This is a genomic window from Fibrobacter sp. HC4 (assembly GCF_023373925.1).
Lineage (GTDB): Bacteria > Fibrobacterota > Fibrobacteria > Fibrobacterales > Fibrobacteraceae > Fibrobacter.
The window spans coordinates 55,736-81,462 of sequence record NZ_JALCZV010000019.1 but is presented as its reverse complement, the minus strand read 5'-3'; the positions used below and the strand labels follow the sequence as shown (position 1 = coordinate 81,462).

Here is a 25,727-nt window from a genome sequence, read left to right as displayed (position 1 = left end):
TCACGTTCGTATTCGACTAATTCCAAGAAATTTCTTGGGCCGTCACTAAGCACATCTCCGATTCCTTCAATCTTCTCGAGAGCCTCTCGGGTTCTCGCTTCCGTCCGTTTCAGCGTTTCGGCTGTCTCGTTCGGAGGTGAGGCCAATTATAGAATTTTCTGGATGAATGTCAAGGGCGTTTCTGCAAAAAAATTCACTTTTTTTGCGATTTTTCAAAGATAACTGTTTTTAATCCACAAAAACTACAGTTTATTAACTTTTTATCCACAACTTTCTTTTAACACCCAGCAAAACAAGCCCTATTTTCTTCAATTTTCTAACTCATTGACCATCAACGAAGTAGAAAAAAGTCCCTTTTATTGTATTTTTATTCCCATGACAAGCCAGAAAAACATCGTCACAACCATTTTCTTAACGTTTGCCGCCCTCTTTTTCGTCGCATGCGCCGAAGATTCAAGTCCAACAGGTGGATCCAACGACGACTGGCATAACAGAATAGAAAACATCCCCGTCAAAAGAAGTTCCTCCAGTAGCGCACAATCCAGCTCCTCTGCATACAAACTAGACGACGTATTCAACCCCGACATTTCCTATGGTGAAATTACAGACAAACGCGACGGGAAAACATACAGGACCGTACAAATTGAAGACCAGACCTGGATGGCTCAAAACCTCAACTACGCGGACTCCGTAAACACTCCCTCCCTTAAGGGAAAGATGTGGTGCGGAGGCGATTCTTCCATCCAAGACTATTGCGATATCTTCGGAAGGCTCTACACGTGGGGCGCCGCCGTTGACTCCATAGAGTTAGTAAAGGAAGGATACAACATTTCCACTAACTATGATGATTACTGGCACGACACAACACCCTCGCCGAAAATCATAAGGGGGATTTGTCCAGAAGGGTGGCGGTTGCCTAGCAGCGACGAGTTTGACGACCTGTTCCAAAAGTTCGGAGGATTCTCCACCGCAGGGAAGGCGCTAAAGGCAAAGACAACTTTGTGGAACACCGATTCTGGATCCGATCGTGCAGGTTTTTCAGCCTTTCCTACGGGTTACCTGTTCCATGACGGATCTATAAAAGACATTGGGGAAAATGCAAACTTTCACACAACCCAATACGATAACTTACATTCCGTCATCAAAGTGCTGGCGGCAAACCGCGCAAACGCCTCGAGCGAATTTCGCCTTCGAAAAGAAGGCTACTCCATCCGATGCATCAAGATTACAGAAGATGATTTAAGTGCGGACGATCCCGTTGCAGATGAAGATTCTACCGTAGACAAAGATTCTACTGCAGACGAGTTGACAAAGTAAAGTGCCATTAATAGCAACGACCAAAATACTTGTCATCTTCTTTCCAACGAGGCTCTAGCCTAACTTTACAGGCCCCATCAATAAGGTCAAAGGGCTGATATTTCCCTTCACCATTGTGGTAAGCGCGGGAGTGATATTCTTCAATGTCCTCGATGTAGTAGATTACCGTCGAACGACACTCCCTTGACTTTCTGAGTTCATCGTAAGAAATCACCTTGTACCAGTTTCCATCTGGAGCACACTTGTACTTGACAGAATCCTTAAATGCATAAATTTCACGCACAAGGGCAGTGTCACTAATGCAGAGTCCAAGGTCTTTTTCATTCTGTGTAAGGGGGCGCCAAGCGAAGCTCGTATCACAGACATTCGACCCGTAATGCCCATTGGCACTGCGAATATCACAAATAAGCTTCTCATCCTGGGAAGCACCACTTTCAAAAGGATTATCCAGAACTTCAAATAGGTTATCGCGATTGCATTTTCCAAAGCCTAAAAAATGGTTTAGCATTTTGCTTTGCCAGTCCCCGGCAAATTGCCTCATACTGCCGCAGTAATCCCTATGATACCAACTATCTGAATGACCGCTACCATTCCTAGAATACTTTGTATCCCAGACTAGCTTCATTGAGGAAACTAGAGAATCCATATCGCGGGAAATGAGCGTCAAGTTCATAAGTCCATAATCCACAATCGGCACGACGACATGTTCTTCATTCAGGATTCCATCTTCTGCAAAGTCTGCCTTGACACTATCAAGAAAATCCCTATACCCGGAAGCACTCTTATCCTGCCTTACGAAGGACCAGGCATAAACGACGAAATTGGAGCGGGTGCAGATTGTCCGAACATCACAATTTACACAACGTGTGTCATAATTTTCATAGGGAACATCTACATCTTCGATATCAAAAAGTTCCTCACGAACATTGAGTTGTCTCTGTAGCTCCTGTAACGCCATATTTTTTGCAGTATAGACCGGGTAACCCTGCCGCATCAATTCCATGACTCGCGGGGTCAGCAAAGTACTTGCCGTGCTGAGTATAAATTCGTTTTTACGCCCCACCTCCGTCAAGGATTGAAGCTTTACTGTCACGGAATCATCGGCCTGCAATTCGGCAACAAACATCACCGTCTCGGATTCAATGTTCCTTGCGTGAAATTCAAAACTTACTAGATCCTTAGCCGGCTTTGCAAATACGGTGTCGCCAACAGCTTTCAGTTTTTCATTGACGGCGTAGTAGTAGAACCTGCGAACCGTAAAATCATTCTCGGCCAATACATATCCGACAGGCGCCCGATTATCTAGCCCCAGCTCATAAAGTTCTACAGGTTTTGTGTGGGCTTCCGGACCAATTGAGTCTCCGCAAGATACCAGAAGGAACAACAGGGCGATATGCAATAAAAATCTTAACATATACTACCCCCAGTTTCCACTTGACATTATTTCACGACATTCTATATACCCCTGCTGAATATCGGCATCCAGCTTGATACGGGGATGGTCAATTTTTAGGTTGAAGGAATATTCCTTGGTGTAGTCGGAACAGTCTCCATCATAAAACTGCTCAAAGTTTTTTTTGGAAAACTTGAAATCATCGGGGCCAAGAACCAGTACATTGGAGTAATTGCCATTGTGCCATACAATTTTCTCTGCGGTTTCGCAGTTAATATCGTTGCAGCCGAAAATATCCAAATAGAACCGCGTAGTGGAAACACCACTCCAATAGGGTATATGATCATCACCTGCGTAATCCGTCGCAGCATACTCAATATCCATCTTGAATTCAAAGGACAAAGGATTTGCAGAAGAATTCGCCCTATTTACGGACAATGTGACCATCGTGGCAGACGCAGAATCCGAATTGGTCAAAAGAGTCGAATCCATCGGCTGGTAATTTCTAAAGCGGTGGTCATGTTTCAACGACACTTTTACAATCGTATCCGGATAAAGCAAGTCTACATCCAGAGAATCCTGGCGAAGAATGATGGAATCCAGTTCCACAAAATTCGCTACCTTCAATTCATAACGATTCAAGGTTTGGGTATAGTCTTCATAGTAGTATGCATTGCAAGCCACCAAGGCTAGCGCCGCTGCACATAGCAGAATATGAAGCAACTTCGCCACCATTCTCCAATTCCTTTCCGTTACTTTCGGCCCATATCGCGAAGGCGGAACAGCACACAGGCGATGTCCACGGGGCGAGGCAGACTCATTTCGCGACTCATACCCTGGGGCAAGTTACGAAAACCAACATTCTTGATCTTGTCGCAAAGTTTGGCGATAGCGTCGGTAATGGAATCCCCCGGCAGCACGGCAGATTTAGACGATTCGTCGGCACTGGCCGCACTCTGGCAAAGATTCAGCAGCATAAAACCGGCGCCAAAACGCTGCTGCTTTCCGGCGAGGGTCACCAGGCGGCTGGTATCCGAAACCAGGAAGCCGATTTGAACAATGTAGTCTCCGTTCAGCTTGACTTTAACCTGACGTTCCACGGCGGACAAGGGCTTGATGGAAGGCTGTAAGGGTTTGACATAGTCAGAGAAAGTTCTGCTAACCGGGGAAACAAAGGCGGGAAGGTCCGTCGTCACAGCGGGTGCGGCCCCCAGGACTTCGCAGGCCTTGCCCGCAGTCTTTGCACATTCCGCATTGTAGTTGGCCATGACAATAATGTTGTCTGCAAGTTCCAGGTAGTCGCCACAGGCACCTGCCACGAGAATGAAACTGCGGGCCGCAACAGAGGACTCTGCGCCACCACAATCAGAACCGCTCTGCGGATAGCAAATATCGCGGATGCGGTCGGTCAGGGGAATCAGAGGTTCGCGGTCATCGCCCAACAGCTTGCGGACGCGGACATCGCGGATAAGGAAGTTCACCGCCGAGGAGTCTTCGTCAATAAGATATGTAGAGGCGCCAGCTTCCATAGCTTCCAGCAGGTTGGCCGCTTCGCTTGTAGAGCCCGACGCACCCGCCGTCGTAAATTCCTTGGTGCTTACGCCGCCGGGCAGATTACGGACAAACTGCGACAAGTCCGTTCCGCGGACACTGCGGCCATCCTCCACACCCACGCGAACGGCAGTTTCATCGATGACAATGCCTTCGCGGCCATCGCCGGGAACATGGGGATAAACAGAACGAGTCAACGCCTGAAGCAAGGTGGACTTTCCATGGAAGGCGCCACCGGTAATAACGGTAATGCCCTTGGGAATTCCCATGCCGCGGATTTCACGACCGTTCACATTCAGCACGACAGCCATTTCGTCGGGAGACTTGAAGGGGATCGCCCCTTCCATAGGATCTTCGGAAATCCCCGAAGCGCGGGGCAACACGGCTCCGTCGGGAACAAAGGCGGCTAGGCCGCGGGAATCCAGTTCGCCAAGGATGGCGCGACGGTCTGCCAGCACTTGATAGTGGGCATCCAGGGCGGCCTCATCGCTCTTGCTATAATAGAGACCGGCTGAAACCAAGTCCGGAAGGACCATGGTCAAAATTTCGGCAGCCGCTTCCGCCTGGATCTTGCGGCCATCGCCAGGAAGACGCACCTGAAGGACCGCACGCAACACGCCGTTATCGATCCACAGGGAATTGCGCACCAGCATTTCGGGGCCGGACACATCGAAGATTACCGCGGCATCCTTATCCGGGTAGCGTTCCAGCACCAGCTTGCTAAGCCTGCGATACAGAAAATCGCTGAGGGCCAGACGACGTTCAAACTCTACACCCCATTCCGAACCGTAGCCCAGCATCTGGAGGTCCGCCTTTATCATGATTCTGGATGCCGGAGCGTAGGGATCCCCCTGCACATGGAGAAATTCCAGTTCGAAGTCCCCAAAATCCCAAGGTTTGTCGCCGAGAGACTTGTAGAGGCCATAGTTTTTGCCATTCAGCATTCGAATTCGTTGATAAAGAGCTTTCATAAAAACAAAAATAACAATCCTACACCCCTTTTTCCCAATTTTTTATTCACTATTCACTGTACACTCTTCACTTTAAACAAACTTTTTCACAAAAAAAATTTAAATTCCAGTAAAACTTTGTATTTTTTAACGCAAACTTAATAGGAGTAATCCATGAAGAAACTGTATATTTTCGCCCTGATGGTGGCATTCCTCTCCATCAACGTCTTCGCTGCCGATTGCGATGGCGACGAACCTCCTCCTCGCAACCAGAACGCAGTGGTCAACATTATCACTGAACCTCCTAACAGCGACGTGTTCCTGGGTGGCGAACCTCTCGGCAAGAGCCCCATCGAAAACGTGACCGTCAAGTCTGGCCGTCAGACCCTCGTGGTGATCGACCAGGGTTTCGAACTGGTGAACAAGCGCGTGAACATCTGGCCGGGCAAGAACAAGTGCAATGACTTCAACTTCGGTACCAAGATTCCCAAGGGCCACATCAAGGTGACCACCAATCCTGGCAAGTGCATCATCTTCGTTGATGGCGACCAGGCTGACAAGACCGATGGCGCTCCCCTTACCGTCCACAACCTGGATGCAGGTGACCACGTGGTTCGCGCAGAATGCTCCAACCGCAAGTCTGCTGAAGCACTCGTAACCGTTAAGGGTGAAGAAACTGTCGAAGTCACTCTCGACGCTACCGGCAAGAAGAAGAAGAAGTAATTTTCGACTTCAGACACCAAGTTTGACGGAGGCCTGGCTTAACCGCCAGGCTTCTTTTGTTTAAAAAAAAATTAAATTTGCAGCAGTAACAAAGAAGGAACCGACAATGAAACGTCTCTTACTACTCTTGGCCGCAGCCCTTTTGCTTTGCTCCTGCGCCAACAAGTCCATGACCCGCTACGAAGCCTTGGCCCCTGCCCTGGAAAAGGACGGCTTCGACGGAGCCATCCACAAGGTCAAGAAAGAAGAAAAGGACCTGTACGGTTCCAACAGCCAGTTCCTCTATTATTTCGACCTGGGAACCCTCCACCATTACAACAGGGACTTCAAGGAAAGCGCCCTGAACCTGGACAAGGCCGAAGAAATTTACGACGACCTCTATACAAGATCCGTCACCAACGAAGCGGCAGCCGTAGTTACCAACGACAACGTGCGCCCCTACAGAGCCCGCCCCTTTGAAATTGTGGTGCTCCACGAACTGCAAATTTTGAACTACCTGGCCATGGGCGATGTGGACGGAGCCATGGTTGAAGTCAAGCGAGCCCAGCTAGCCTTGGAAAGACTTTACCAGAAGGATAACGAAAAGGTCAACGACAACGGCTTTTTGCGTTACCTCTGCGGCCTGGTTTACGACCTGGCAGGTGAAAGTGACGATGCCGCCATTTCTTACGTTCAGGCCGTGAAGGCCTTCGACGAAGGCAATATCAAGATGCCCAAGGAAGTTTGGGAATTCGTCAACGAGAACCTGCGCCGCACAGACCGCGCCGACAACCTGAAAGACCTGAAGCACGAACCCCTGGCAGCCACTCCCACCGCAACGAAGGCACGCGAACTTGGGCAGGAAATTATCGTTATCGGTTATGCCGGACATAGCCCCATTCTCGGTGAACTGTACATGTCCGGAACTTTTGTCAGTGGCGGAGTCATGCATCTAAACTACAAGGATTCGCAGACCGGGAAAATCAGTTCCTTCACGCTGGTAGCCCCGCCCGTTTCCGGAGGCAACGGTGAGACGTTCCATATCGGATTCTCCCTCCCCGAAAAGAAGACCCTGCCCCAGCGAGTCAAGGGCTTTGACGTAAGTGTGGACGGCCAGAGATTTTCTCCGGAAAAAATTATGGATGTGAACGCCGAACTGGACAAGAACATCAAGGAAGAAACGCCTACCACCATTACCCGTACCGCCGTTCGCGTGACCCTTCGAACCATTGCCGCACAGCAGGCCAAGAAGGCCATGAAGACGGACAACGTCCTCCTGAATTTAGTGACAAGTCTTGGCACCGATGTGGCCCAGAGCCAGCTGGAACAGGCCGACCTGCGCATCGGTCTCTTTATGCCCAATTCCATTTATATGTCCCGAACCCCGGTAGAAACCGGCGTCCACAACGTGACCGTCAAGGCAACCGGCATGAACGGCGGATACGCTGGAGAGTACACCTTTAAGGACCTGAAGGTTGCCCGCGGACAGAAAGTATTCCTGATTATCCCCGCTATTCGCTAAAAAAGCCTCTAAAAAGGGCATTTCGGCCAATTTGCGGTTTGCTTTTTGGAAAATATTATTTAGTTTGATTCCAAAATCTTTTCTAAGGAGTAGATATGAATTTTAAGGCTCTTATTGCAGCAGGCGCCTTGCTCGCCTCCCAGTCTTTTGCAATTATCGGTATCGGTGGTCACTATGCACCTGGTTTTGGCACCAAGATGAAGGGCATGGACAAGCCTGCCGACATCGCCAAAATTGACGACAACACCGGTATCAGCCTGCAGCACGGCGGCTTTGACGGCACCATGCAGGGTTTCGGTTTCAAGCTGTGGGTAGACATTCTCCCCATTATCGACGTTGAAGCTACCGTCAACTTCCAGTTCGGTTCTTACGACGCAAGCCTCTTTGTCAATTCGGAAAAATCCGTTCAGGAAATTCCCCTGGAAGTCGAACTGGGCGGCACCCCCTTCGGCAAGGCTAATCCGAAGTTCGTAGCCATGAACGGCGACCTTTCCATTACCTACCCCATTACTTCCCTGCCCATTATCCGCCCCTACATCGGCGGTGGCGTGACCTACTACCTGAACTCCTTCGTGCTGAACCAGAAGTTCACCTCTAGCATCGTTGAAGGAGTCAAGCAGGGCGTTGATGATCTGGCCAAGGCATATGGCGAAGTCGCAGATGCAAAGTTGAACGGCGAATCTGAAGAAGTTGTCAACCAAAAGTTGCAGGCAGCCAATACCCAGGCTAGCGCCATTGGCGAGAACATGAAGAAGGATATTCAGACCAAGGCTCTTGACGAAGGTCTCAACACCTCTATCGGCGGCCACGTGCTGGTGGGTATGCGCGCCAAGCTCCCCATCATCCCCATTGCCGCATATGCCAACTTCAAGTACTACTTCGGCGGCGACTATCCCAGCGAAGTCGATCCGGGTAACATGACCGTTGAAGTGGGTGTGGGCCTCGCAATCTAATTCGGCAAATTTTTTAGGTACATAGATGACTCAGAATACTAGCAGCACAAACATTCTCATTATCGAAGACGAAATCGCCATCGCAGAAGGCCTCATCGACCTCTGCGAGCTGAATGGCTACCGCGTCAAGCATGTAATCAATGGCGAAGACGGCCTCGCAGAAGCCCTGACCGGCCAGTACGGTCTTGTACTTCTGGACCTGATGCTCCCGGGCATGGACGGCTTTACCGTTTGCGACAAGATCCGCGAACAGGACAAGAGCCTGCCCATCATCATCCTTTCTGCAAAGAATGCCGACGAAGACATCATCAACGGTCTCAAGTTCGGTGCTGACGACTATATTCCGAAGCCGTTCTCTGTTCCCATGCTCCTGGCCCGTATCGAAGCAGTGCTCCGCCGTAGCCGTCAGAGCATGGAAAACGAAGGCAAGCTCGTTGCCGGTAACCTCAAGGTGAACTTCCGCGAATACACCGGTACCCGCGGTGACGAAGAACTGGCATTCACCCGCAAGGAAATCGAAATCCTCGAATACTTGTGGACTAACCGCGACCACGCCGTTCCCCGTTCCGAACTGCTCCGCAAGGTCTGGGGTTACGAAAATGCTGAATCCGTGGACACCCGTACCGTGGACATCCACATCACCAAGCTCCGCAAGAAGATTGAAGACGATCCTTCTCACCCGAAACTGCTGGTGACCTTCCGCGGTGAAGGCTATCAGATGCGCTCTGCACCCGAATGCGAAAGATAAGTCTCAAAGAAGCTCTCTCATACGTTAAAAAGCACCAGGCGGTCATCAAGGAACGCCTGGTGTTTATTTCCATTTTCCTGATTATCGCAGTTCCGCTGACGATCATATTCGTGCAGTCTTACCGTCAGGCTCGAGACCTTAACGAACGCAACGTCCAGGAAGATATCCAGAAGGCCTTTTCCACGTTTGAACTTGCCTTGTTGCAGGACCTGAACCAGGAAAACCGCCGTTCCTATAAAGCCTACGGCATCTTGAACTCCATTGCCGTCATTGGCGGAAGCGGAAGCCTGCTCTCTGACTTTTTCGTATTCCCCGACCGCATCGGTCCGTTCTGCGAATACGACCCCAACTATCAATGTACCAAGGGCTTGATTGGTCACTTCCAGATTTCCCATAACGGAGATCTGCTTACACCGTTCTACCCGGATACAACAACCCTTATCGGCAAGTCCATCTGGGACAACGCGCTGTTCGACCACCGCGAAGAACGTAAAAAGACCCGCGACCAGATTCAGCACCTCCTGGACACCCTGGACATCAAGAACGGTCTTCCCAAGCGAGCCACCCAGATGATGGACTCCACGGAAACCATCGACCAGCTGTACGATGAAATGCCCGACTTCGCCCTCCCCGTGAGAACGGAAACCACATCGGAAGACGAAGCTATCACCTATATCGCCGAAACCCAGAAGGATGACTCCACTCTGCAGACGGACCTGCTGGCATTCTCCGGGGCAAATACCAACGTCGACATTTCCAACTTCCAGGCAAGGGCCATTAACGATACGATCGTCTTCTACAGACGAATCCTTATCGGTAAGATGCCCGTTATTCAGGGTTTTGCCGTAGACATGTTCCGTTACCTGAACTTTATCGCTCAGGACAAACTAAAAGACTACGTCTATTCCCCTTACGCCATCGAAATTTCCCTGAACGGTCAGACGATTTCTACCATCGGTCGTAGAACATCTTCCCATTACCTGAAGAAGTTCTTCTTCTTAGCCAAGCCCTACGATAGCATTCGATTCTCTATGTTCGCCAGCGAAGCGACGAACATCGGAAGCATGGTCACCCTGATTTCGGGAATCATCCTGCTGATCTTTATCGCAATCGCCCTCTGGACCATCTACCGTTTCATCCAAAGTAAGATGGCTCTGGCCACCAAGCGTCAGGACTTCGTTTCTGCAATTACCCACGAGCTGAAAACGCCTCTTACCGCCATCAAGATGTATGCGGAACTCCTGCAGAATTCCTGGGTGGTCAGCGACGAGAAACGACAGAAGTATTATAACCAGATCGCCAGCGAAGCCGACAGACTTTCCCGACTGATCCAGAATGTGCTGAACCTTTCAAAACTGGATGGCAACCGCTGGAACGTGCAGCTACGCAGGGAACGCCCCAAGGCTGTGCTAGACGACTTTATCGCCACCTACAGCAAGAACGTAGAAAAGCAGGGTTTCGAGCTGACCGTTTCTTCGGATACGGATGCAAGCAACATCGCATTGCTAATTGACCGCGATGCCATTATGCAGATTCTGATGAACCTGGTGGACAATTCCCTGAAGTTCAGCAAGAAGTCGGACTACAAGATGATCAATATCGAATTGGCCATCAAGGGTACTGACATGTACCTTGCGGTCCGTGACTTCGGCCCCGGTATTCCTGCCTCCGAAATGAAGAAGGTGTTCCAGGAATTCTACCGCGTCGAAAACGAAATGACCCGCCAGACAAGTGGAACAGGTATCGGTCTTTCCATGGTCAAGAAGCTCTGCACCCTGACCAACCTGAAGATCGAACTGGAAAACGCAAATCCCGGTTTGCGCACCAAGATTCACTTCCCGCCGCTGGACCTTTAGTTAAATAATTTGTTACCGATAAAACTTAAGTTTGCAACATTTTTTGCGAACTTAATAATGTATTTTTTGCAGAAAATACTGCTGCTCAGCCGTGCTAGAAAGCAAGCCTTTTGTCGCGGCTTCCGCTTTTATGTATTTTTTAAGTACAAGGGCAAGCTGTATAACCCAGCAACCATAAAGGGATGCTAGTATGACTCAAGAAGATATTCTGCAGAATCCGTCTGAATATGATCTTTCTATTGAAACCGTTGGCGTGGGAACTCTGAAGTCCCCCATGAAGGGTATCCAGTTCACTTCTGATAGCGAACAGGTTAGCCTTACTACCGACGTAAACCGTCTGAAGCACTTCTACGAAACCAACACCCCGGTCCCCAGCCTGGAAGCTGCCGGCCCCCGCGAAACCATTTTCCACGACCCGGCCTGGACCCGTGCAGGCATCGTGACCTGCGGCGGCCTCTGCCCCGGCCTCAACAGCGTGATCAAGGGCCTCGTACAGACTCTGTGGTTTGATTACGGTGTCCGCAACATTTTCGGTATCCCTTACGGTTACCGCGGTCTCAACCCGCAGTACGGTTATTCTCCCAAGGTTCTGAACCCGGATGTGGTTGACGCCATCCAGGAAGACGGCGGCACCATTCTCGGTAGCTCCCGCGGTAACCAGGACGCAGCCGTCATGGTGGACACCTTGATGCGCCTCAACATCAACGTGCTTTTCTGTATCGGCGGTGACGGCACCCTCCGCGGCGCCCACGATATTGCCGAAGAAGTTAAAAAGCGTAAGCAGCCGATTTCCGTTATCGGCATTCCCAAGACTATTGATAACGACTTGAACCTAATTGACAGAACCTTCGGTTTCGAAACAGCAGTTCTCAGTGCTACCGACGTTATCACCTGCGCCCATAACGAAGCAAACGGTGCATTCAACGGTCTTGGCCTGGTAAAACTCATGGGTCGCGACTCCGGCTTCATCGCAGCATACGCAGCACTCGCCACCACCGTGGTGAACATCTGCCTGGTTCCCGAAGTTCCCTTTACTCTGGAAGGTCTCTGCAAGGCTCTTGAAAGCCGCTACGACAACGGCAAGACTCACGCCGTGATCGCTGTGGCCGAAGGCGCCGGCCAGGAACTGTTCAACGACCAGCCCGAACGCAAGGACGCCAGCGGCAACATCCTGAAGAACGACATTGGTGAATTCCTGACCCGAAAGATCAAGGAACACTTCAAGAACGTGGGCAAGGAAATCAACATCAAGTACTTCGACCCCAGCTACATGGTCCGCAGCACCCCGGCAAAGGGCACCGACGCCATCTTCTGCTTCCAGCTGGCAGAAGCCGCCGTACACGCTGGTATGGCCGGTAAGACCGACATGGTCGTCGGCAGCATGAACAATGTGTTCTCTCATGTTCCTATCGAATATGCTGTCAACGAACGTAAGAAGATCAACCCCAACGGAACCCTGTGGCACGCTGTTCTCGGTATGACCCGTCAGCAGGACTACTTCTCCGGTAAGGGCAAGGGCCACAAGTAATTCCATTCTTTTTAAAGTTAGCGGTACGGGAACGCAAGTTCCCAAATCCCGCTTACCCAATATCGCAAACTGTATATGTTAAAGAAAGAAGAAAAAGTTCTGATTCGCACCGCTCTAATGGAGTATCGGTATCTCTTGTTCAAGACCTACCACGGCACCGATGAAGAAAAATCCCGCATTGCCCAGCTGAACAAGCTGCTGCAGAACTGGAAGGTATGAATAAGTTCTTCGCCACATTACTGATGATTGCGATTTCTGCGACCTTTGGTTTCGCGGATTCTACAGGTGTGGCCAACGCCGGCTACAACGGTAAGGAGGATTTGCGTATCGCGGATTCCTGTTTCACCGCTCGCGCCGAACGCGCCAATGGGGATAAAGCAGACAAGAAGAATGCTAACCTGATGATCGAGAAGTATCGTGCCGCCATGGCAGACTCCTCCGTTCTCGAGGCTGCGACCGAAGGTTTGACCAAGAGTCTTTTCTTCAGTTTCCGATTCGTTCACTTCGACAAGAGCAAGCGTAAGCAGAAACTGGACAGCCTGAAGACCATCAGCGAAAACGCCTACAGGCAATTCCCCAAGAACAAGGAAATCGCCCATGTGTACGCGTCGGCCATTTCTATGTGGGGTAATGAACGCGGAGCTCTCGCCTCTGTGAAGGACGGCGTAGCCAACATTGTCCGCGACGTTTCTACCGCAGCCGAAGACTGGCAGATTCTAGGCAGGGCCCACTTTATGCTGCCCTATGTTCCCCTGGTGCTTTCATGGCCCGACAAGAAGCTGGCGGACAAGTATCTGACCATGGCCCTGCAGCAGAACCCCAAGGACCTGTACAACTATTACTTCCTGGCGGATTTGAGATTTGACCAGAAGCGTTACGCCGACGCCCTGGACCTGATCGACCGCGGCCTTGCAAGAGGCGTTCGTACCAGCTACTTCCTGGAAGACAAGCGTGGACGTTGGCACCTGAAGGAACTCCAGAAGAAGATCAACGAAAGATTGGACAAGAAGTAAAAAAAATATGAACTACAAGAAACGCGACCTCAATGAGGTCGCGTTTCTTTTTTATTCCTTTGAACAGACAACGGTCTGCAAAGTATCGGATATTTCAAATCGAAGAGTCTCACCAACTTTGGCATATGACTCAACCAAGCGAATGTCGTTTTCAATCCATTAAGAGAACTCGGAAGATTTATGGAATCCTTCGCCAATATTTCATGAGAACGTCGCAAGCCATCATCGTTCCATTTTTCAATGGATCCTCCTAACGGACCAGATTTTTGCACAAACTATTTTGAACAACTCTTTTTTAATTTAAAAAAGCTCTGCTAGGCGTAAACGTGCGCTTAGCAAATAAGTTGTAATTTGTAAGCCCGTTGACCTGCTGTATTGTTACTGCACAAATGTAACTTATAACCTGCCCTGTCGGTTCGTTTCACAAGCATTTTTACAGTAATTTCGCAGCTTAGGCACCACGCAGGCAATTATCTAGCAGAGCTTTATAAAAATAGAGCCAAAATGGTATCAAAATGTAGTAGATTTGCAAAAAAAGTGCGGCATTTCTGTCGCACCTTTTGTGAGTTTAATATGTTCGCCGTTAGATGAAACCGATGGCGCGCGAACGAAGGTTTTGGGGATAGTTGCTTCGGCGGTGTTCTCTGCCACGGCGGCATGGAGACGTTCACGCTCCAACTAAATTTATGATTAAGGCGACGAGCGTTCCGAAAATAAGAACCGTCATGATTAATAACAGAACGAAAGTCCACTTAAGATACTTTGACATTTTTACGATTAATGCCTGTTGATTTTGAGCGTTCTGCTGAATGAGATTGAATGTTGCTGCTCCCGTTGCAAGCAAGTTGTCCAAAGGAAATGCGGGGACCAAATCAATGGGGCATACGTCGTAAACAACTGCACCAACCGTCAAAACAACGGAAAGAATTCTGCGCCATTTGGGAACAGTTTGGTCTTTCAGATTTTGGGTCACCTTGTCGACCGAATCAACAACCTTTTTTATCTGTTCATCGTTATGAACTGCGTTATTGACGGAATCAATGATTTTACTGATTTTCTCTTTTTCCATATTTTCTCCTTGAGATTTTTTTGATTTAAACTGAACTTATAATTGCAGATAATCCTTGACTAATGCGAAACGTTCGCGATATCTTGTGACGGAAAAGAATGCTGATGGATGACGTATGCACCAAAATGGTATGGCGGGATACTCATCGATTGTAAAGAGGGTGAGTTTTCCGGGAACTGTCCAAATGTTCTTTCTTGCAGGTGGCAACCAATTCCATTGTAATTTACCAGTTCCGCAAACAATCACTAAATCAGGTCTCAGAACATCCAAAACCTCTTTGAGTGCAAGTCTTGATTCCTGAATTAATTCTGGAGTAAGGAATTGCTTGGCGGCGTGATTTCCTTCGCCTATTACTTTTTGAAAGAAATTAAAGAACGCCACATCGCTGTAAATTTTGTACGATTCTGCATCAGCGATCGGGGAAATTACTTTAGCCGTATTTTCGTAGCAACGGTTCCATCTAACAAGAGGCTTTCCTTCGCTTTTCCATTTTAAATAGCACCAGTCAATGGTGTCGATGGTCATATAGCGATAAGAATCGTCTCGTTCTTTCGACCCGTAATGTGATTCCCCAAGAATCAATATTCTTTTCTTTGACTGGAAGTAATTCTTTCCAACGTGAGGAAAGAAGTTAACGTGCGGGCAATTTTCGAACAATTTCTCGTAATCGGGGAAAAGAAATGGATCCATAAATTCCTTCCTATTTTAGAGATTTGATTTTTTCTAAGCCACGATTAAGTTCTGACAGAGCTTTTTTCTTTCTATAATCGCTGACGGCAGGATTGTTCTGAATGTTTTTTTTCAAAACTTCCAGTTGGTCTTCGTTGATTTCGTGAACGGATTCGGCTAGGAAACTATATACGTCGGTCATTATTTTGTTGCCGGATTTGACTTGTTCCGATTTTCCTGAAATTCCCATTTTGCCGGCCTCAAAGTCCGATGCTACCTGGGTAAAGAAATTCTCTAATTTAGGAACCGTTTTGATGTTGGCTAGTTCAGACAAATAATCATGTTTTGTACGGGATTGGGTGGCTTCGCTAGATTCAATCTGTGCTTCAGGCACTTTTTCAATCCATTTGTTATCGGAAACAACATCGTGTAAAACTACAATTAGGCCGGCTGAAATTAAGACGGTGTATAAGGCGGCCTTGGGTTTTGTATAGGCGAAAGAAATTAGTGAGTAAATCACGAAGCCGATTGGCCAAAGAAATTTTCTGAAAAAAAACGTTGGACCAACTAAGATAAAACTAATTATGCCAAATGTAGTGTATTCTCCATAGCCGATATTATACAGAATAAAACCGGCCAAAAGTTCAACGAAAACAAGGCTTAATATGGACCATCGCTTTGTAGCCTTTTCGTTTGCGTCATCTTCTGCGCGTCGTTCTTCTGGAGTTAAGGCAGCACGTCTTTGACGTTCACTTTCTCTAGCTTCTGCTTCTTCCCGTTTCCGTTCACGTTCTGCTTCTTCTCGTTTTCGTTCACGCTCTGCTTCAGCTTCCTCTCGCTTACGCTCACGTTCAGCTTCAGCTTTCTCTCTTTTTTCGTTTTCTAAGAAACGCCGTTCATCTTGACGTAATTGACGTAAACATTCTGGGCAAACGGAAACCGATCTTCTATAAAGACTATCTCCGCCTAAACAGCGAAAAGATTCAGGTTTTAAATCACTCCAATCATATTCGCCATGGCAATTATCGCATCGAGCCATATCAACGATATCTCCTTCTTCAAGATTTGTTCTGCAGCAATCTATCCCAAGGGCATATCACGTTTTCTTGGTACAAAAAAAGCGTGGGTACGAATGCACTCACGCCTTGGAGGTTCTGGTAAACCTAAACGCCATAAGCACAAACGACCCACGCACAGTGTGCGTGAGTGTCTGCTTATTCCACGGCGTCCTTTAAAATTTACCAGATTTCCAAGGCCGGAATAGAGCAAAAACTCAAATATCCTGCATTCCTCGTATTTCTACGGGAATTATGTCAATGAAAATATAATCATTTTTTCAAAAATTTACGTACAAAACGGGTGAAAATAACGTGTTAAGAATAGGGCTGGGAAAATATCTCAGCTCTATTTAACTATTGAATTTGTATTGTAATGTATGTATATTGAAACTAAAGAAATAAAATGGAACGAGGAAAAGGCGAAAATTTTGCTAAATACGCGTGGAATAGATTTGAATAAGGTTAAAGAGCTTATTCAACAGGGACGGTTTCAAATGGAAATGGTGCCGAATCAAGAAGCTCACGGAGGTCAACGAATGTATGTAGTTGCTTTAGATGGGTATGTTTGCTGTGTACCGTTTGTTGAAACGGATAGAGGCGAAATTTTCATAAAGACTGCTTTTCAGTCTCGTGTGTTTCAGAAAAAATATAAGGATTTACTCAAATGAAAAAGAAAAAAAATGTGCCGCTAGATGATGAAGAACGTGAACTGATGGAACTTGTTGAATCGGGAAGAACAGTTCCCGTGTCTGATGAGGAACTTGCTTCTATGAAACGTTCCGTAGTTTCAAAGAATGTTTCTATAAGGATGCAGACTTCCGATATAGATGGTTTTAAAAAGAAGGCGCAGGCTGCGGGGATTCCTTATCAAACGCTAATCAATTCCGTGCTTCACCGATATTTAATTGGAGCCTTGGTCCCTAAGGAATCTTTGTAGTATTATTCTGCTCCAGTTTTTCTAGGAATTCTTTAGGCGTGACGACGATTGGGACTGCTGAGAAATGTTTGGTGTTTCCCGTTACCAGATGAGTTTCTGATGTTTTCCCGTGGGCTAGGGCAACGGAATAAAAGACGATGTCCTTTGGGTCTGGCATTTGTTCTGCGATTTCAATCAAATCACTTTCTAAAACACCAAGAATCTATATCTGTTCTAGCGTAGACTTTAGAAGATTCTTTGGGAAATGAAATTTGTCCCGATTTAGAACCAACTCGTATTCATTAAGAATTTCGTCGTTGAATACGGGGATGACGGAACCGTCAAAAAACGGCTTGCAGAACTTGACCGGGGATAGAATCCCATTTCAGGAATGCGGAAACGATAACGTTCGTGTCAATAACGGCGCAAAGCATTAAAGGCCGTTCCTTGCGGCGTTGATTTCGGCGTTGATTTCGTCAAGGCTCATGTCGGCGACACCGGCTTTTTGTGCCTCGGCAGAAATAGCTTGCATTACTCGAAGCATTTGACTGGTGGCGCGTTTGCCGCCTGCGTTGTAGGGGGCGTGAATGTCTGCTGCCATAAGAGGCTGGGATTTGAAGGAGGACACTTCAAATGGAATTCGGCCTTCGCGGACGACTGTTCTAGCGAAAATGTTGATGGCAGTAGCCATGGACATTCCGAATTCTTCACAAAGTTCGTCAAACTTTTTCTTAAGATCACTGTCCATTCTGACGCTAAATGCAACTTGTTGCATGACGCCTCCTTTTTTATAAAAAGCTCTGCTAGGCGTAAACGTGCGCTTAGCAAATAAGTTGTAATTTGTAAGCCCGTTGACCTACTGTATTGTTACTGCACAAATGCGACTTACAACCTGCCCTGTCGGTTCGTTTCACAAGCATTTTTACAGTAATTTCGCAGCTTAGGCACCACGCAAGCAATTATCTAGCAGAGCTTTAAAAAAAGAATTCAGCGTCAATAAAAACTTTTTTTTATTCAAAACACAAGCGCGACCTCAATGAGGTCGCGTTTTGCGTTTAACGTTTTTGATTACTTGTCGGAATCTTTCTTTTCTTCAGCAATCTGCTTGACACCACCCACACCTGCAAGCTTTGCACCGAACATGCTGCCCACAATGGTCTTCAAGTCGATACCTACGGAATCGGTAAGACCGTTGGTGATCTGAGAAAGAGTCTTGGTAATATCTTCTGTAAGCTTGGCGGTATTGCCTTCGCCGTACATAGTGATGCTTCCAATCTTTTCCATGGGCTTTGCGATGTTGCTTGCCACAGCAGGGAGCTGTTCAAAGAATTTTTCCAAGGTCTTCAGCTGCATTTCCTGACGAGCGGCCTCACCATACTTCTTCATGGCTTCAGCCTTCTTGTCCAGAGCTTCAGCTTCTGCAATACCCTTGGCCTTCACGGCGTCTGCTTCAGCTTCACCTTTGGCCTTGATAGCAGCTGCTTCAGCGAATGCCTTTTGCTTTTCTGCTTCTGCCACCTTGGTGATTGCCACGGCGCGCTGTTCCTCGGTGTAACGGGTTGCTTCAGCATCCTTCTGTTGCTGGAACAAGTCGGCTTCAGACTTCTGAATCATGGCCTGGCGTTCAGCTTCGGCCTTCTTCTGAATTTCAGCTTCCAGTTCCTTCTGGCGGACAGCCACCATCTTTTCGCGAACTTCAATTTCCTTTTCCTGCTTAGCGATGTTTGCTTCGGCATTGGCAATTTCAATTTCGCGACGCTGCTTCTGTTCCTGGATTTTATAGGCAGCATCAGCAATAGCCTGTTCCGTATCAGAAATCTTTTGCAGGTTAGCCTTCTTCACTGCCAGATCATTTTGCTTCTGAGCAATTTCCAGGTCAGCGGCAACAGCAGCATCGTTAGCTTCCTTCTTGGCCTGAGACTGGGCAACACTAATATCACGTTCAGCATTAGCCTTAGAAATGGCGGCTGCCTTGCGGATAGCCACAGTCTTGTCTACGCCCAAGTTTTCGATAACACCATTGCTGTCTGCAAAATTCTGGATATTGAAAGTCTGCACAATAATACCCAGCTTTTCCAAATCCGGAATAGCATTTTCAAGGACGCGTTCAGAAACCTGCTTACGGTCGCTCACCATATCAACCAGCTTCATCTGGCCCACGATTTCACGCATGTTACCTTCAAGAACGTCGACCACCATATCCTTGATCTGTTCGGGCTTCTTGTTCAAGAAGTTCTGGGCAGAGGCCCTAAGCCTCGAAGGATCGTCAGAAATCTTCACGTTCACGACAGCATCAACAACCACATTGATGTAATCAGAAGTAGGGACTGCATTACGAGTCTTCACGTCAATAGGAATAAGCTGCAAACTCAGGTGATCCGCACGTTCAAAGAACGGAATGCAAAAACCTGCGCGACCAATGATAACACGAGGCTGTTTCTGGATACCAGATACAATCACGGCTTCATCCGGTGCAGCCTTGATATAGGCGGCAAAGAACAGGATGATGAAAAGTAAGACAAGCACACCAACGATGGCGATGATTGTTTCAGTGGACATTTGTTCTCCTTTTTTATTTTTCGTCCTTCTAGTTAACTTGTTCTCTTCCTTAATGAAGATACGATTTTTTTATCTCTTCGGATCAAAAAATCGGAAAAATCGTACAGGCGTAAACCTGCATAAATTTTTCCTTAAAAAAAGACTCGCCTACTGACAAGCGAGTCTTTTTTGCATTAGCCAAACTAGCTTTTAAGCCTGTGCCTGAACAGCAGTGAGAGCGATGGTGTAGACGATATCTTCTACCAAGGCGCCACGGGACAGGTCGTTCACCGGCTTGGCGAGGCCCTGGAGCATGGGACCGATGGCGATGGTGCCACGGGCGGAACGCTGCACGGCCTTGTAGCCGATGTTACCGGCAGACAGGTCGGGGAACACGAACACGGTTGCCTTGCCGGCCACAGCGGAACCCGGAGCCTTCAGGGAGCCAACGCTGGGAGTGGTGGCGGCGTCATACTGCAGCGGGCCATCCAGGGCCATGTCGGGGCGGGCAGCCTTGGCGATGGCGGTAGCTTCCTTCACCAGGTCAGCGTCGGGACCCTTACCGGAATTGATGGTGCTGTAGGAGAGCATGGCCACACGGCTGGGAAGGCCGAAAGCCTTTGCGGTATCGTCGCACTGGAGGGCGATGCCGGCCAGTTCTTCGGCGGTGGGGTTCAGGTTGATGGCGCAGTCGCCATAGACGTAAGTCTGACCGGGCAGGCACATGAAGAACACGGAGCTGACGGACTTGACGCCGGGAGCGCACTTGATGATCTGGAGAGCCGGACGGAGAGTGTCTGCGGTAGAATGGATGGCACCGGAAACGAGACCGTCCACTTCACCCATCTTCAGCATCATGGTTGCAAGCATCACGTTGTCCTTAAGGGCTGCGCGGGCCTGTTCTTCGGTCATGCCCTTGGACTTGCGGAGTTCGACCAGGGTGGGAACGTACTTCTCGGCAAGAGCTTCGGAGGGTTCGATAATTTCGATGCTTGCGGGGAGCTTTACGCCCTTTTCCTTGGCGACAGCTTCGATTTCCGCCTTTGCACCAATAAGGACCGGAACGGCAATGTTACGTTCTACAGCGAGAACGGCGGCCTGGACGGTACGGGGTTCGGAACCTTCGGGCAGGACAATGCGCTTTGCAGCCTTGGAAGCCTTCACCAGGAGGCCTGCGCGGAACATGGCCTGGGAGGTCTTGCGTTCGGCGGCGGGTTCAGCCAGGTCGCGGGCAATGCACTTGGGGCAATGGAGGAGGCGCTTGGGGCAGAACAGGTCGGCATCTTCGTTGTCGGAATAGATCTTGGAATCGAGAGCGGTTGCAAGGGCTTCGTTGTATGCCTGGGCGCAGACGGGGCTCATGCCTACGGCACCTTCTACCACTACCAGGTCCACGTTTTCGAAATCCTGCTTGAGGAAGTCGGCGGCGATGGTTTCCATGAGGACGGCGGTCTTGTCGGCCTTGATCTGGGCGGCGGCAGCGGCACCGTTTACAGCGGGCTTGTAGGTGGCGACCTTGAGGCCTGCGGCGGCTACGGCTTCACTTGCTTCCTTGATTTTAGCTTCCATGTTTTCGGAGGCTACGAGATATACGCGATTCATTCTGAAATCTCCATTTTTCGATTAAAGTTCTTTTTCCAGTTAGCTTTTCTTTTTACGGCATAAAAATTAGGATTTTGACTCCCCGAAAGCACCTGTTTTTTTCAAAAATGCCTTTTTTGCGAAAAAAAACGTTCAAAATCGGCGTTTATAGGCCTGTCTTATTCCAGTTCGCGGCTCCCTTCCCGACGTATCCCAATTACAAAAAAAACTTTACAATTTATTGATACAAAAGCACTTGAGTAATGTTAAAAAAAAATTATTTTTGTGGCGGTTTTGTTGTTTGGGAAATTCTAAGGAGAGAACGGATGCGGTTGACGAACCTATTCCGGAGCTTGGCGGTTGGCCTGGCTCTGTTTACTATTTCTGCAAATGCGGCAACTGTCGCTATCGCCCATATCATTTACGAGGGTGACAGTCTTTACTATGCTGATAACGAAGAAAAGCTGAAGTACAGCTTGGTCAGCCAGGAACGCGACGGTACCTATACAATCAAGTTCAACGAAGAACGTCTTGACGACGGGAAGGCTGAACTCCGCAGGCTTCGCTTCGGTCTAAACTGCGAAAAGAATACGGACAAGTGCGGCACGTACCTCACTTCCGAAGAAAAGGATATGCCTTACCTGGCTACGCTTTTCCCGGAGTATGACCAGACCATCAAGGATCAGCCCGTTTACGAAGTCTGGCTCAAGCTGAGTCAGGGTTCTCTTGAAATTCTGCCGGGCATTCCCGACGAATACGTGGTACCCGATTCCGCCACGGTCATTATTAGGCTGCTCCCCTCCTGGAACAACACCACGGCTCTCATGACCCTCAACGGCAAGGACTACTCCATGACTCCCATCCGCGAAACCTACTGCGGATGGTTCGAAGATACCCTTAGAATTGTTCCCAAGAATGTCTACGTCTCCTTCAAGCAGACTATCGGCGACATGTACATCGGCAAGAACGGTCCCATCAAGGAACCCATCGACATCGAAGACGAAATCAAGCTGGACTCCGCACTGGCCATCGGCAAGGAACTCTGGATCGTGGCCAACCAGTATGGCGAACCCGAAATTTCTACCGCATTCCCCGAAATTCTCGGCGACTGCCCTGTAAAGAAACTGCCCGTCATGATGTTCGACTGGCTCCACGGCGACCAGGGTGATGAAAAGAACGCAATCGCACAGGCAGGCACTACAAGCCAGGACTTCGGTACCGGCGGATGTAAGGGCGAAGACAACGCCTACAAGGCCCGCCTGGGCATGGTCGAAAGGGAACTTGGCCCCAACGGCGTTCCTGTCAGGGCAAAGAACTTCCCCAAGGAATGCGAAATTACGGATCACCTTGATTACTGGTTCCTGCCCGAAGTCTTGGCAACCGATGCCGCCGGCAACCAGTACACCAACGCCACTTGCCGTGATCTGGAACTGACTCTGGACAACAAGGGTTTCTGGCTGGGTCAGAAGAACCTGGAAAGCCCCGAAAAGGGTCTCTTCTTCCTGGATGACTTCAAATTCCTGGATGAGGCAGGAACTGTTCCCAACCCCAACTTCGATTGGCTCAACGGTGGCGAAAATATCGGTACCCACAACTATGGCTTTACCATGAAGATCCAGGCCCAGTTTGAATATGTAAGGGGCCAGTACTTTGAATTCTACGGCGATGACGATGTGTGGGTTTTCATCAACAACAAGCTTGTGGTGGATATCGGCGGCCAACATCACCAGGTTAGCGGTTCTGTAAAGCTGGATACCATCGGACAGGATACAGGCGACCCCCTGATTCCTGGCGAAACCTACCCGTTCCACATTTTCTACGCAGAACGTCACAAGGATGAATCCAACTTCAAGATGCGTACGTCTATCGACCTGAAGACTGACGCCAGCATGTTCCTGAAGGACATTCCCGGTGGCGAAAAGGTTATCCAGAAGGAAGTTTGGCAGATTGTCCGTAAGACCGCCCTGGCCTGCGACTTCTCTACAAGCCCCGAACTTCGCGACACCACTCTCGGCCCCTCAACATTCACCTTGTTCGGTAAGAGTCTGGCCAAGGGAGGCATCGCCCTCTCCAAGCTTGATTCCGCCTACTATAGCGGTATCAAGGTCACCAATGACTATACCATGCTTACCATTGACCTGCAGGCGATCGGCTTTGCACAGAGTCTGCCGCCGGGAACCTACTACGTACGCGTAGCCCTCCGCGACAGTCCCGACCAGTACAAGGACGTCTACTTTACCGTGGATCCCTACGAACTGCCCAACCTGGCATACGCAAGCGTCAAGGATTCTAGCTACTGTGTCGCCAACATCAGCGAAACGGCAGATTCCACAATGGACTCCACTTGCTACACCCAGTACTGGCACGCATTCGGTAACGAGATCTCCCGCGACGTTTCCAGCGATACTCTCCCTGTTAGCCTCGACCGTACTGAACGTATGTGGGCAGGACGCTCCTACCCCGTCAACATCATGTATGCAGAAGAATGGGCTACTATCTATAGCGGTATCGCAGTATCCATCATTTCTACTAACCCGAACCTGATCGCATGCGACTCCCTGGGCAACATCATTGACGAAGTGGTCCTGGTAGCAGGCCATGCCAGCTTCTATATCAAGGCCCAGGACGAAGTGATTAACGCCACCTTGACAATCAAGAGTGCAGGCGCCAAGAACGCTTCTGTAGACTGGACAAACATCAACATTGCAGTCCCGCCTGTTCCGCAGATTGATTCCGCATTCATCTACGACAGAAATGGCGATGGACGCGCTGACAGCATCTGGCTTCACTTCAACAAGGCCCTCGGCGGCCAGAGTGTTCTGGATTCCCTGAAGTTCGTATTCGGAAGCAATTTCGATACCCCCTACAAGGCAGTCTACAACGACGGTGAAGATTTCGCCTATGTCGTTGCAAGTGGTTCGGGATTCAGCACCTCGATCTATACCGGCGGTGCAATGGCTCCCTACAACGGAAAGATTACCGTTTACTACACCTACACTGACGAATCCGGCAAGCAGTCCTACTTCCCTGTGGAAGGCATCCTGTACGACAGAGTCGGTCCTGTTATCGTCGCCGCTGAAATTGAATACATGAGCGACGGTAATACGTTCCTGAGACTGTCCTTCAGTGAAGGCGTCAACGAGGAAAACGCAAACATTGATTTGTTCAGTTTCCACTGCTGGAAGGACAAGGTTCTTCATACTGTAGTAAAGACCCCCGGAAGAATCGGCGCAGGACAGCCCAACCAGTGGAGTCTTGTATTCTCCAAGGGTAGCACACAGGATATCGTCCCTGCCGTAGGCGACTCCATCAGGTTCACGGTTCCCTCTATGGGCGGACAGGCTCACGACCTAATCGGAATTCTCCCCCACGAAGGAAACCCCTGGGTACGAATCACCGGCGAGCAGAAGGTTACCGTTACCAGCCCGAAGGTTGTGGCCCTGGATCCTGCCGCAGAGAATTTCGAGAGAGCAAAGGAAATCATTACCAACCCCAACGCCACGGTTCCGAAGCTGGTCGTTAGCGAACAGGCCATGAGCGCAGAGCAGGTCGCCGCAGTTTACGGCACACAGGGTCATTACCTGGGAGACCTGGACATGGCACAGTTGGTAGAAAATGAGATTGCCGAAATTGTGAAGGCCGTTCAGAGCACTCCCAGCTACGTAGACAAGAAGGCAGCAAACGATCCCGCTAACGCCGACAAGACCTACACCATCGATGAAATCATCACCGCCGTCGCAAACGGTACCATGAGCATCGGTGAAGCCAAGGACAGATTTGACCTCAGCGAAGTCATCGTAGACGCTTACGAAAACGGTCTTCTGAATGTCGAAAATCTGCACTACTACTCCAGCGGTACCGAAGCCGACATCAAGAACATCGTCTCTACCGTTGCAGAAAGCACCGTGCTGACTTACAAGACCTTCTACTACACCAGCCTTGGCCACTATGTTAGCGGTCAGACCGGCAGACTGACCTGTAACGACGACATCTTCAAGGATGGCGGACGCAAGAACTGCCTGGATTCCGACGGCAAGCTGTTCCTGGCCTGGAACATGCGCGCAGACAACGGAAGACTCGCCGCAACCGGTGTCTACATCGCCCGTCTGGAAATCAAGATCAAGGTAAACACCAAGACCATTACCGACAAGACCCAGGACTTCCTCTGGGGCGTCCGTCGCGGTCAGGTTAACGCCATTGACCTTGGTCTCTAATTAGACTGTCCTAAAAAATTCTTACACGGAATCCCCCTGCCAAAGGGGGATTTTTTTTGGAACGAACTCCCCCAAAAAGGCCTCAAAAAAAGTTTTCTCCGGTATTTTTACAAAAACGCACTCTTTACTTGTTGCATTCCAATCAGGAA

Annotated in this window: 21 protein-coding genes; 12 read left to right on the top strand and 9 right to left on the bottom strand. The window is 49.1% G+C overall.

Annotation, left to right across the window (positions count from 1 at the left end; translation table 11 throughout):
• The first annotated feature begins 375 nt into the window (after window positions 1-375).
• Entirely contained in the window at window positions 376-1,317 is a 942-nt protein-coding gene (locus MMG03_RS12410) for an FISUMP domain-containing protein (protein WP_249506410.1), read from the top strand.
• Between the two features lie 7 nt (window positions 1,318-1,324).
• On the opposite strand, the gene MMG03_RS12405 is transcribed toward MMG03_RS12410, so the two are convergent.
• The 3 genes from MMG03_RS12405 to MMG03_RS12395 are packed head-to-tail and all read right to left on the bottom strand — an operon-like array spanning window position 1,325 to window position 5,232.
• Entirely contained in the window at window positions 1,325-2,731 is a 1,407-nt protein-coding gene (locus MMG03_RS12405; protein WP_249506409.1) for a hypothetical protein, read from the bottom strand.
• Window positions 2,732-2,734: 3 nt separating this feature from the next.
• On the bottom strand, window positions 2,735-3,445 hold the full coding sequence (locus MMG03_RS12400; protein ID WP_249506408.1) for a hypothetical protein: 711 nt from the start codon (window positions 3,443-3,445) through the stop codon (window positions 2,735-2,737).
• Between the two features lie 17 nt (window positions 3,446-3,462).
• The gene (locus MMG03_RS12395) at window positions 3,463-5,232 is read right to left on the bottom strand and encodes an ABC-ATPase domain-containing protein (RefSeq protein ID WP_249506407.1); all 1,770 of its coding nucleotides are present in this window, start codon (window positions 5,230-5,232) and stop codon (window positions 3,463-3,465) included.
• A gap of 153 nt (window positions 5,233-5,385) precedes the next feature.
• Between MMG03_RS12395 and MMG03_RS12390 the strand changes: the two genes are divergently transcribed.
• The 8 genes from MMG03_RS12390 to MMG03_RS12355 all read left to right on the top strand — a co-directional run bounded on the left by MMG03_RS12390 (window position 5,386) and on the right by MMG03_RS12355 (window position 13,533).
• Entirely contained in the window at window positions 5,386-5,934 is a 549-nt protein-coding gene (locus MMG03_RS12390; protein ID WP_073161153.1) for a PEGA domain-containing protein, read from the top strand.
• A 106-nt stretch (window positions 5,935-6,040) separates the two neighbouring features.
• Window positions 6,041-7,435 (top strand): hypothetical protein, encoded by a 1,395-nt coding sequence (locus MMG03_RS12385; protein WP_146741813.1) that lies wholly within the window; start codon window positions 6,041-6,043, stop codon window positions 7,433-7,435.
• Window positions 7,436-7,530: 95 nt separating this feature from the next.
• Entirely contained in the window at window positions 7,531-8,388 is an 858-nt protein-coding gene (locus MMG03_RS12380) for a hypothetical protein (RefSeq protein WP_073237428.1), read from the top strand.
• Window positions 8,389-8,413: 25 nt separating this feature from the next.
• Window positions 8,414-9,136, top strand: coding sequence for a response regulator transcription factor (locus tag MMG03_RS12375; RefSeq protein ID WP_073161156.1), 723 nt, complete (start codon window positions 8,414-8,416; stop codon window positions 9,134-9,136).
• The gene (locus tag MMG03_RS12370; protein ID WP_073161157.1) at window positions 9,124-10,992 is read left to right on the top strand and encodes a cell wall metabolism sensor histidine kinase WalK; all 1,869 of its coding nucleotides are present in this window, start codon (window positions 9,124-9,126) and stop codon (window positions 10,990-10,992) included. Before MMG03_RS12375 ends, MMG03_RS12370 begins: the two co-directional genes overlap by 13 nt.
• A 190-nt stretch (window positions 10,993-11,182) precedes the next feature.
• A complete protein-coding gene (locus tag MMG03_RS12365; RefSeq protein WP_073237430.1) occupies window positions 11,183-12,520 on the top strand; it encodes an ATP-dependent 6-phosphofructokinase in 1,338 nt (445 codons plus the stop codon).
• Between the two features lie 75 nt (window positions 12,521-12,595).
• A complete protein-coding gene (locus MMG03_RS12360; protein ID WP_158236530.1) occupies window positions 12,596-12,739 on the top strand; it encodes a hypothetical protein in 144 nt (47 codons plus the stop codon).
• Window positions 12,736-13,533, top strand: a complete 798-nt coding sequence (locus MMG03_RS12355; RefSeq protein ID WP_073161159.1) for a hypothetical protein — start codon at window positions 12,736-12,738, stop codon at window positions 13,531-13,533. Before MMG03_RS12360 ends, MMG03_RS12355 begins: the two co-directional genes overlap by 4 nt.
• A 667-nt stretch (window positions 13,534-14,200) precedes the next feature.
• On the opposite strand, the gene MMG03_RS12350 is transcribed toward MMG03_RS12355, so the two are convergent.
• The 3 genes from MMG03_RS12350 to MMG03_RS12340 are packed head-to-tail and all read right to left on the bottom strand — an operon-like array spanning window position 14,201 to window position 16,310.
• Entirely contained in the window at window positions 14,201-14,602 is a 402-nt protein-coding gene (locus MMG03_RS12350; protein WP_112132258.1) for a hypothetical protein, read from the bottom strand.
• Between the two features lie 36 nt (window positions 14,603-14,638).
• Window positions 14,639-15,292, bottom strand: coding sequence for a hypothetical protein (locus MMG03_RS12345; protein WP_112132257.1), 654 nt, complete (start codon window positions 15,290-15,292; stop codon window positions 14,639-14,641).
• Window positions 15,293-15,302: 10 nt separating this feature from the next.
• Window positions 15,303-16,310, bottom strand: a complete 1,008-nt coding sequence (locus tag MMG03_RS12340) for a hypothetical protein (protein ID WP_112132256.1) — start codon at window positions 16,308-16,310, stop codon at window positions 15,303-15,305.
• A 396-nt stretch (window positions 16,311-16,706) separates the two neighbouring features.
• On the opposite strand from MMG03_RS12340, the gene MMG03_RS12335 reads away from it, so the two are divergent.
• Both MMG03_RS12335 and MMG03_RS12330 read left to right on the top strand, forming a co-directional pair.
• Window positions 16,707-16,997 carry a toxin gene (locus tag MMG03_RS12335; RefSeq protein WP_112132255.1) on the top strand — a complete coding sequence of 97 codons (291 nt, stop codon included), beginning with the start codon at window positions 16,707-16,709 and terminating at the stop codon, window positions 16,995-16,997.
• A complete protein-coding gene (locus MMG03_RS12330; protein WP_112132254.1) occupies window positions 16,994-17,266 on the top strand; it encodes an antitoxin in 273 nt (90 codons plus the stop codon). The genes MMG03_RS12335 and MMG03_RS12330 overlap by 4 nt, the downstream gene beginning before the upstream one ends.
• A 412-nt stretch (window positions 17,267-17,678) precedes the next feature.
• Here the strand turns inward: MMG03_RS12330 and MMG03_RS12325 are convergent, their stop codons facing one another.
• From MMG03_RS12325 to pta, 3 genes are all read right to left on the bottom strand, one after another.
• The gene (locus tag MMG03_RS12325; RefSeq protein ID WP_112132253.1) at window positions 17,679-18,020 is read right to left on the bottom strand and encodes a type II toxin-antitoxin system RelB/DinJ family antitoxin; all 342 of its coding nucleotides are present in this window, start codon (window positions 18,018-18,020) and stop codon (window positions 17,679-17,681) included.
• A 293-nt stretch (window positions 18,021-18,313) separates the two neighbouring features.
• Entirely contained in the window at window positions 18,314-19,804 is a 1,491-nt protein-coding gene (locus MMG03_RS12320; protein ID WP_073287019.1) for a flotillin family protein, read from the bottom strand.
• Window positions 19,805-19,993: 189 nt separating this feature from the next.
• Window positions 19,994-21,385, bottom strand: a complete 1,392-nt coding sequence (gene pta / locus MMG03_RS12315) for a phosphate acetyltransferase (RefSeq protein ID WP_088666119.1) — start codon at window positions 21,383-21,385, stop codon at window positions 19,994-19,996.
• Between the two features lie 305 nt (window positions 21,386-21,690).
• Between pta and MMG03_RS12310 the strand changes: the two genes are divergently transcribed.
• Window positions 21,691-25,578 (top strand): fibro-slime domain-containing protein, encoded by a 3,888-nt coding sequence (locus MMG03_RS12310; protein ID WP_249506406.1) that lies wholly within the window; start codon window positions 21,691-21,693, stop codon window positions 25,576-25,578.
• Window positions 25,579-25,727: the final 149 nt, after the last annotated feature.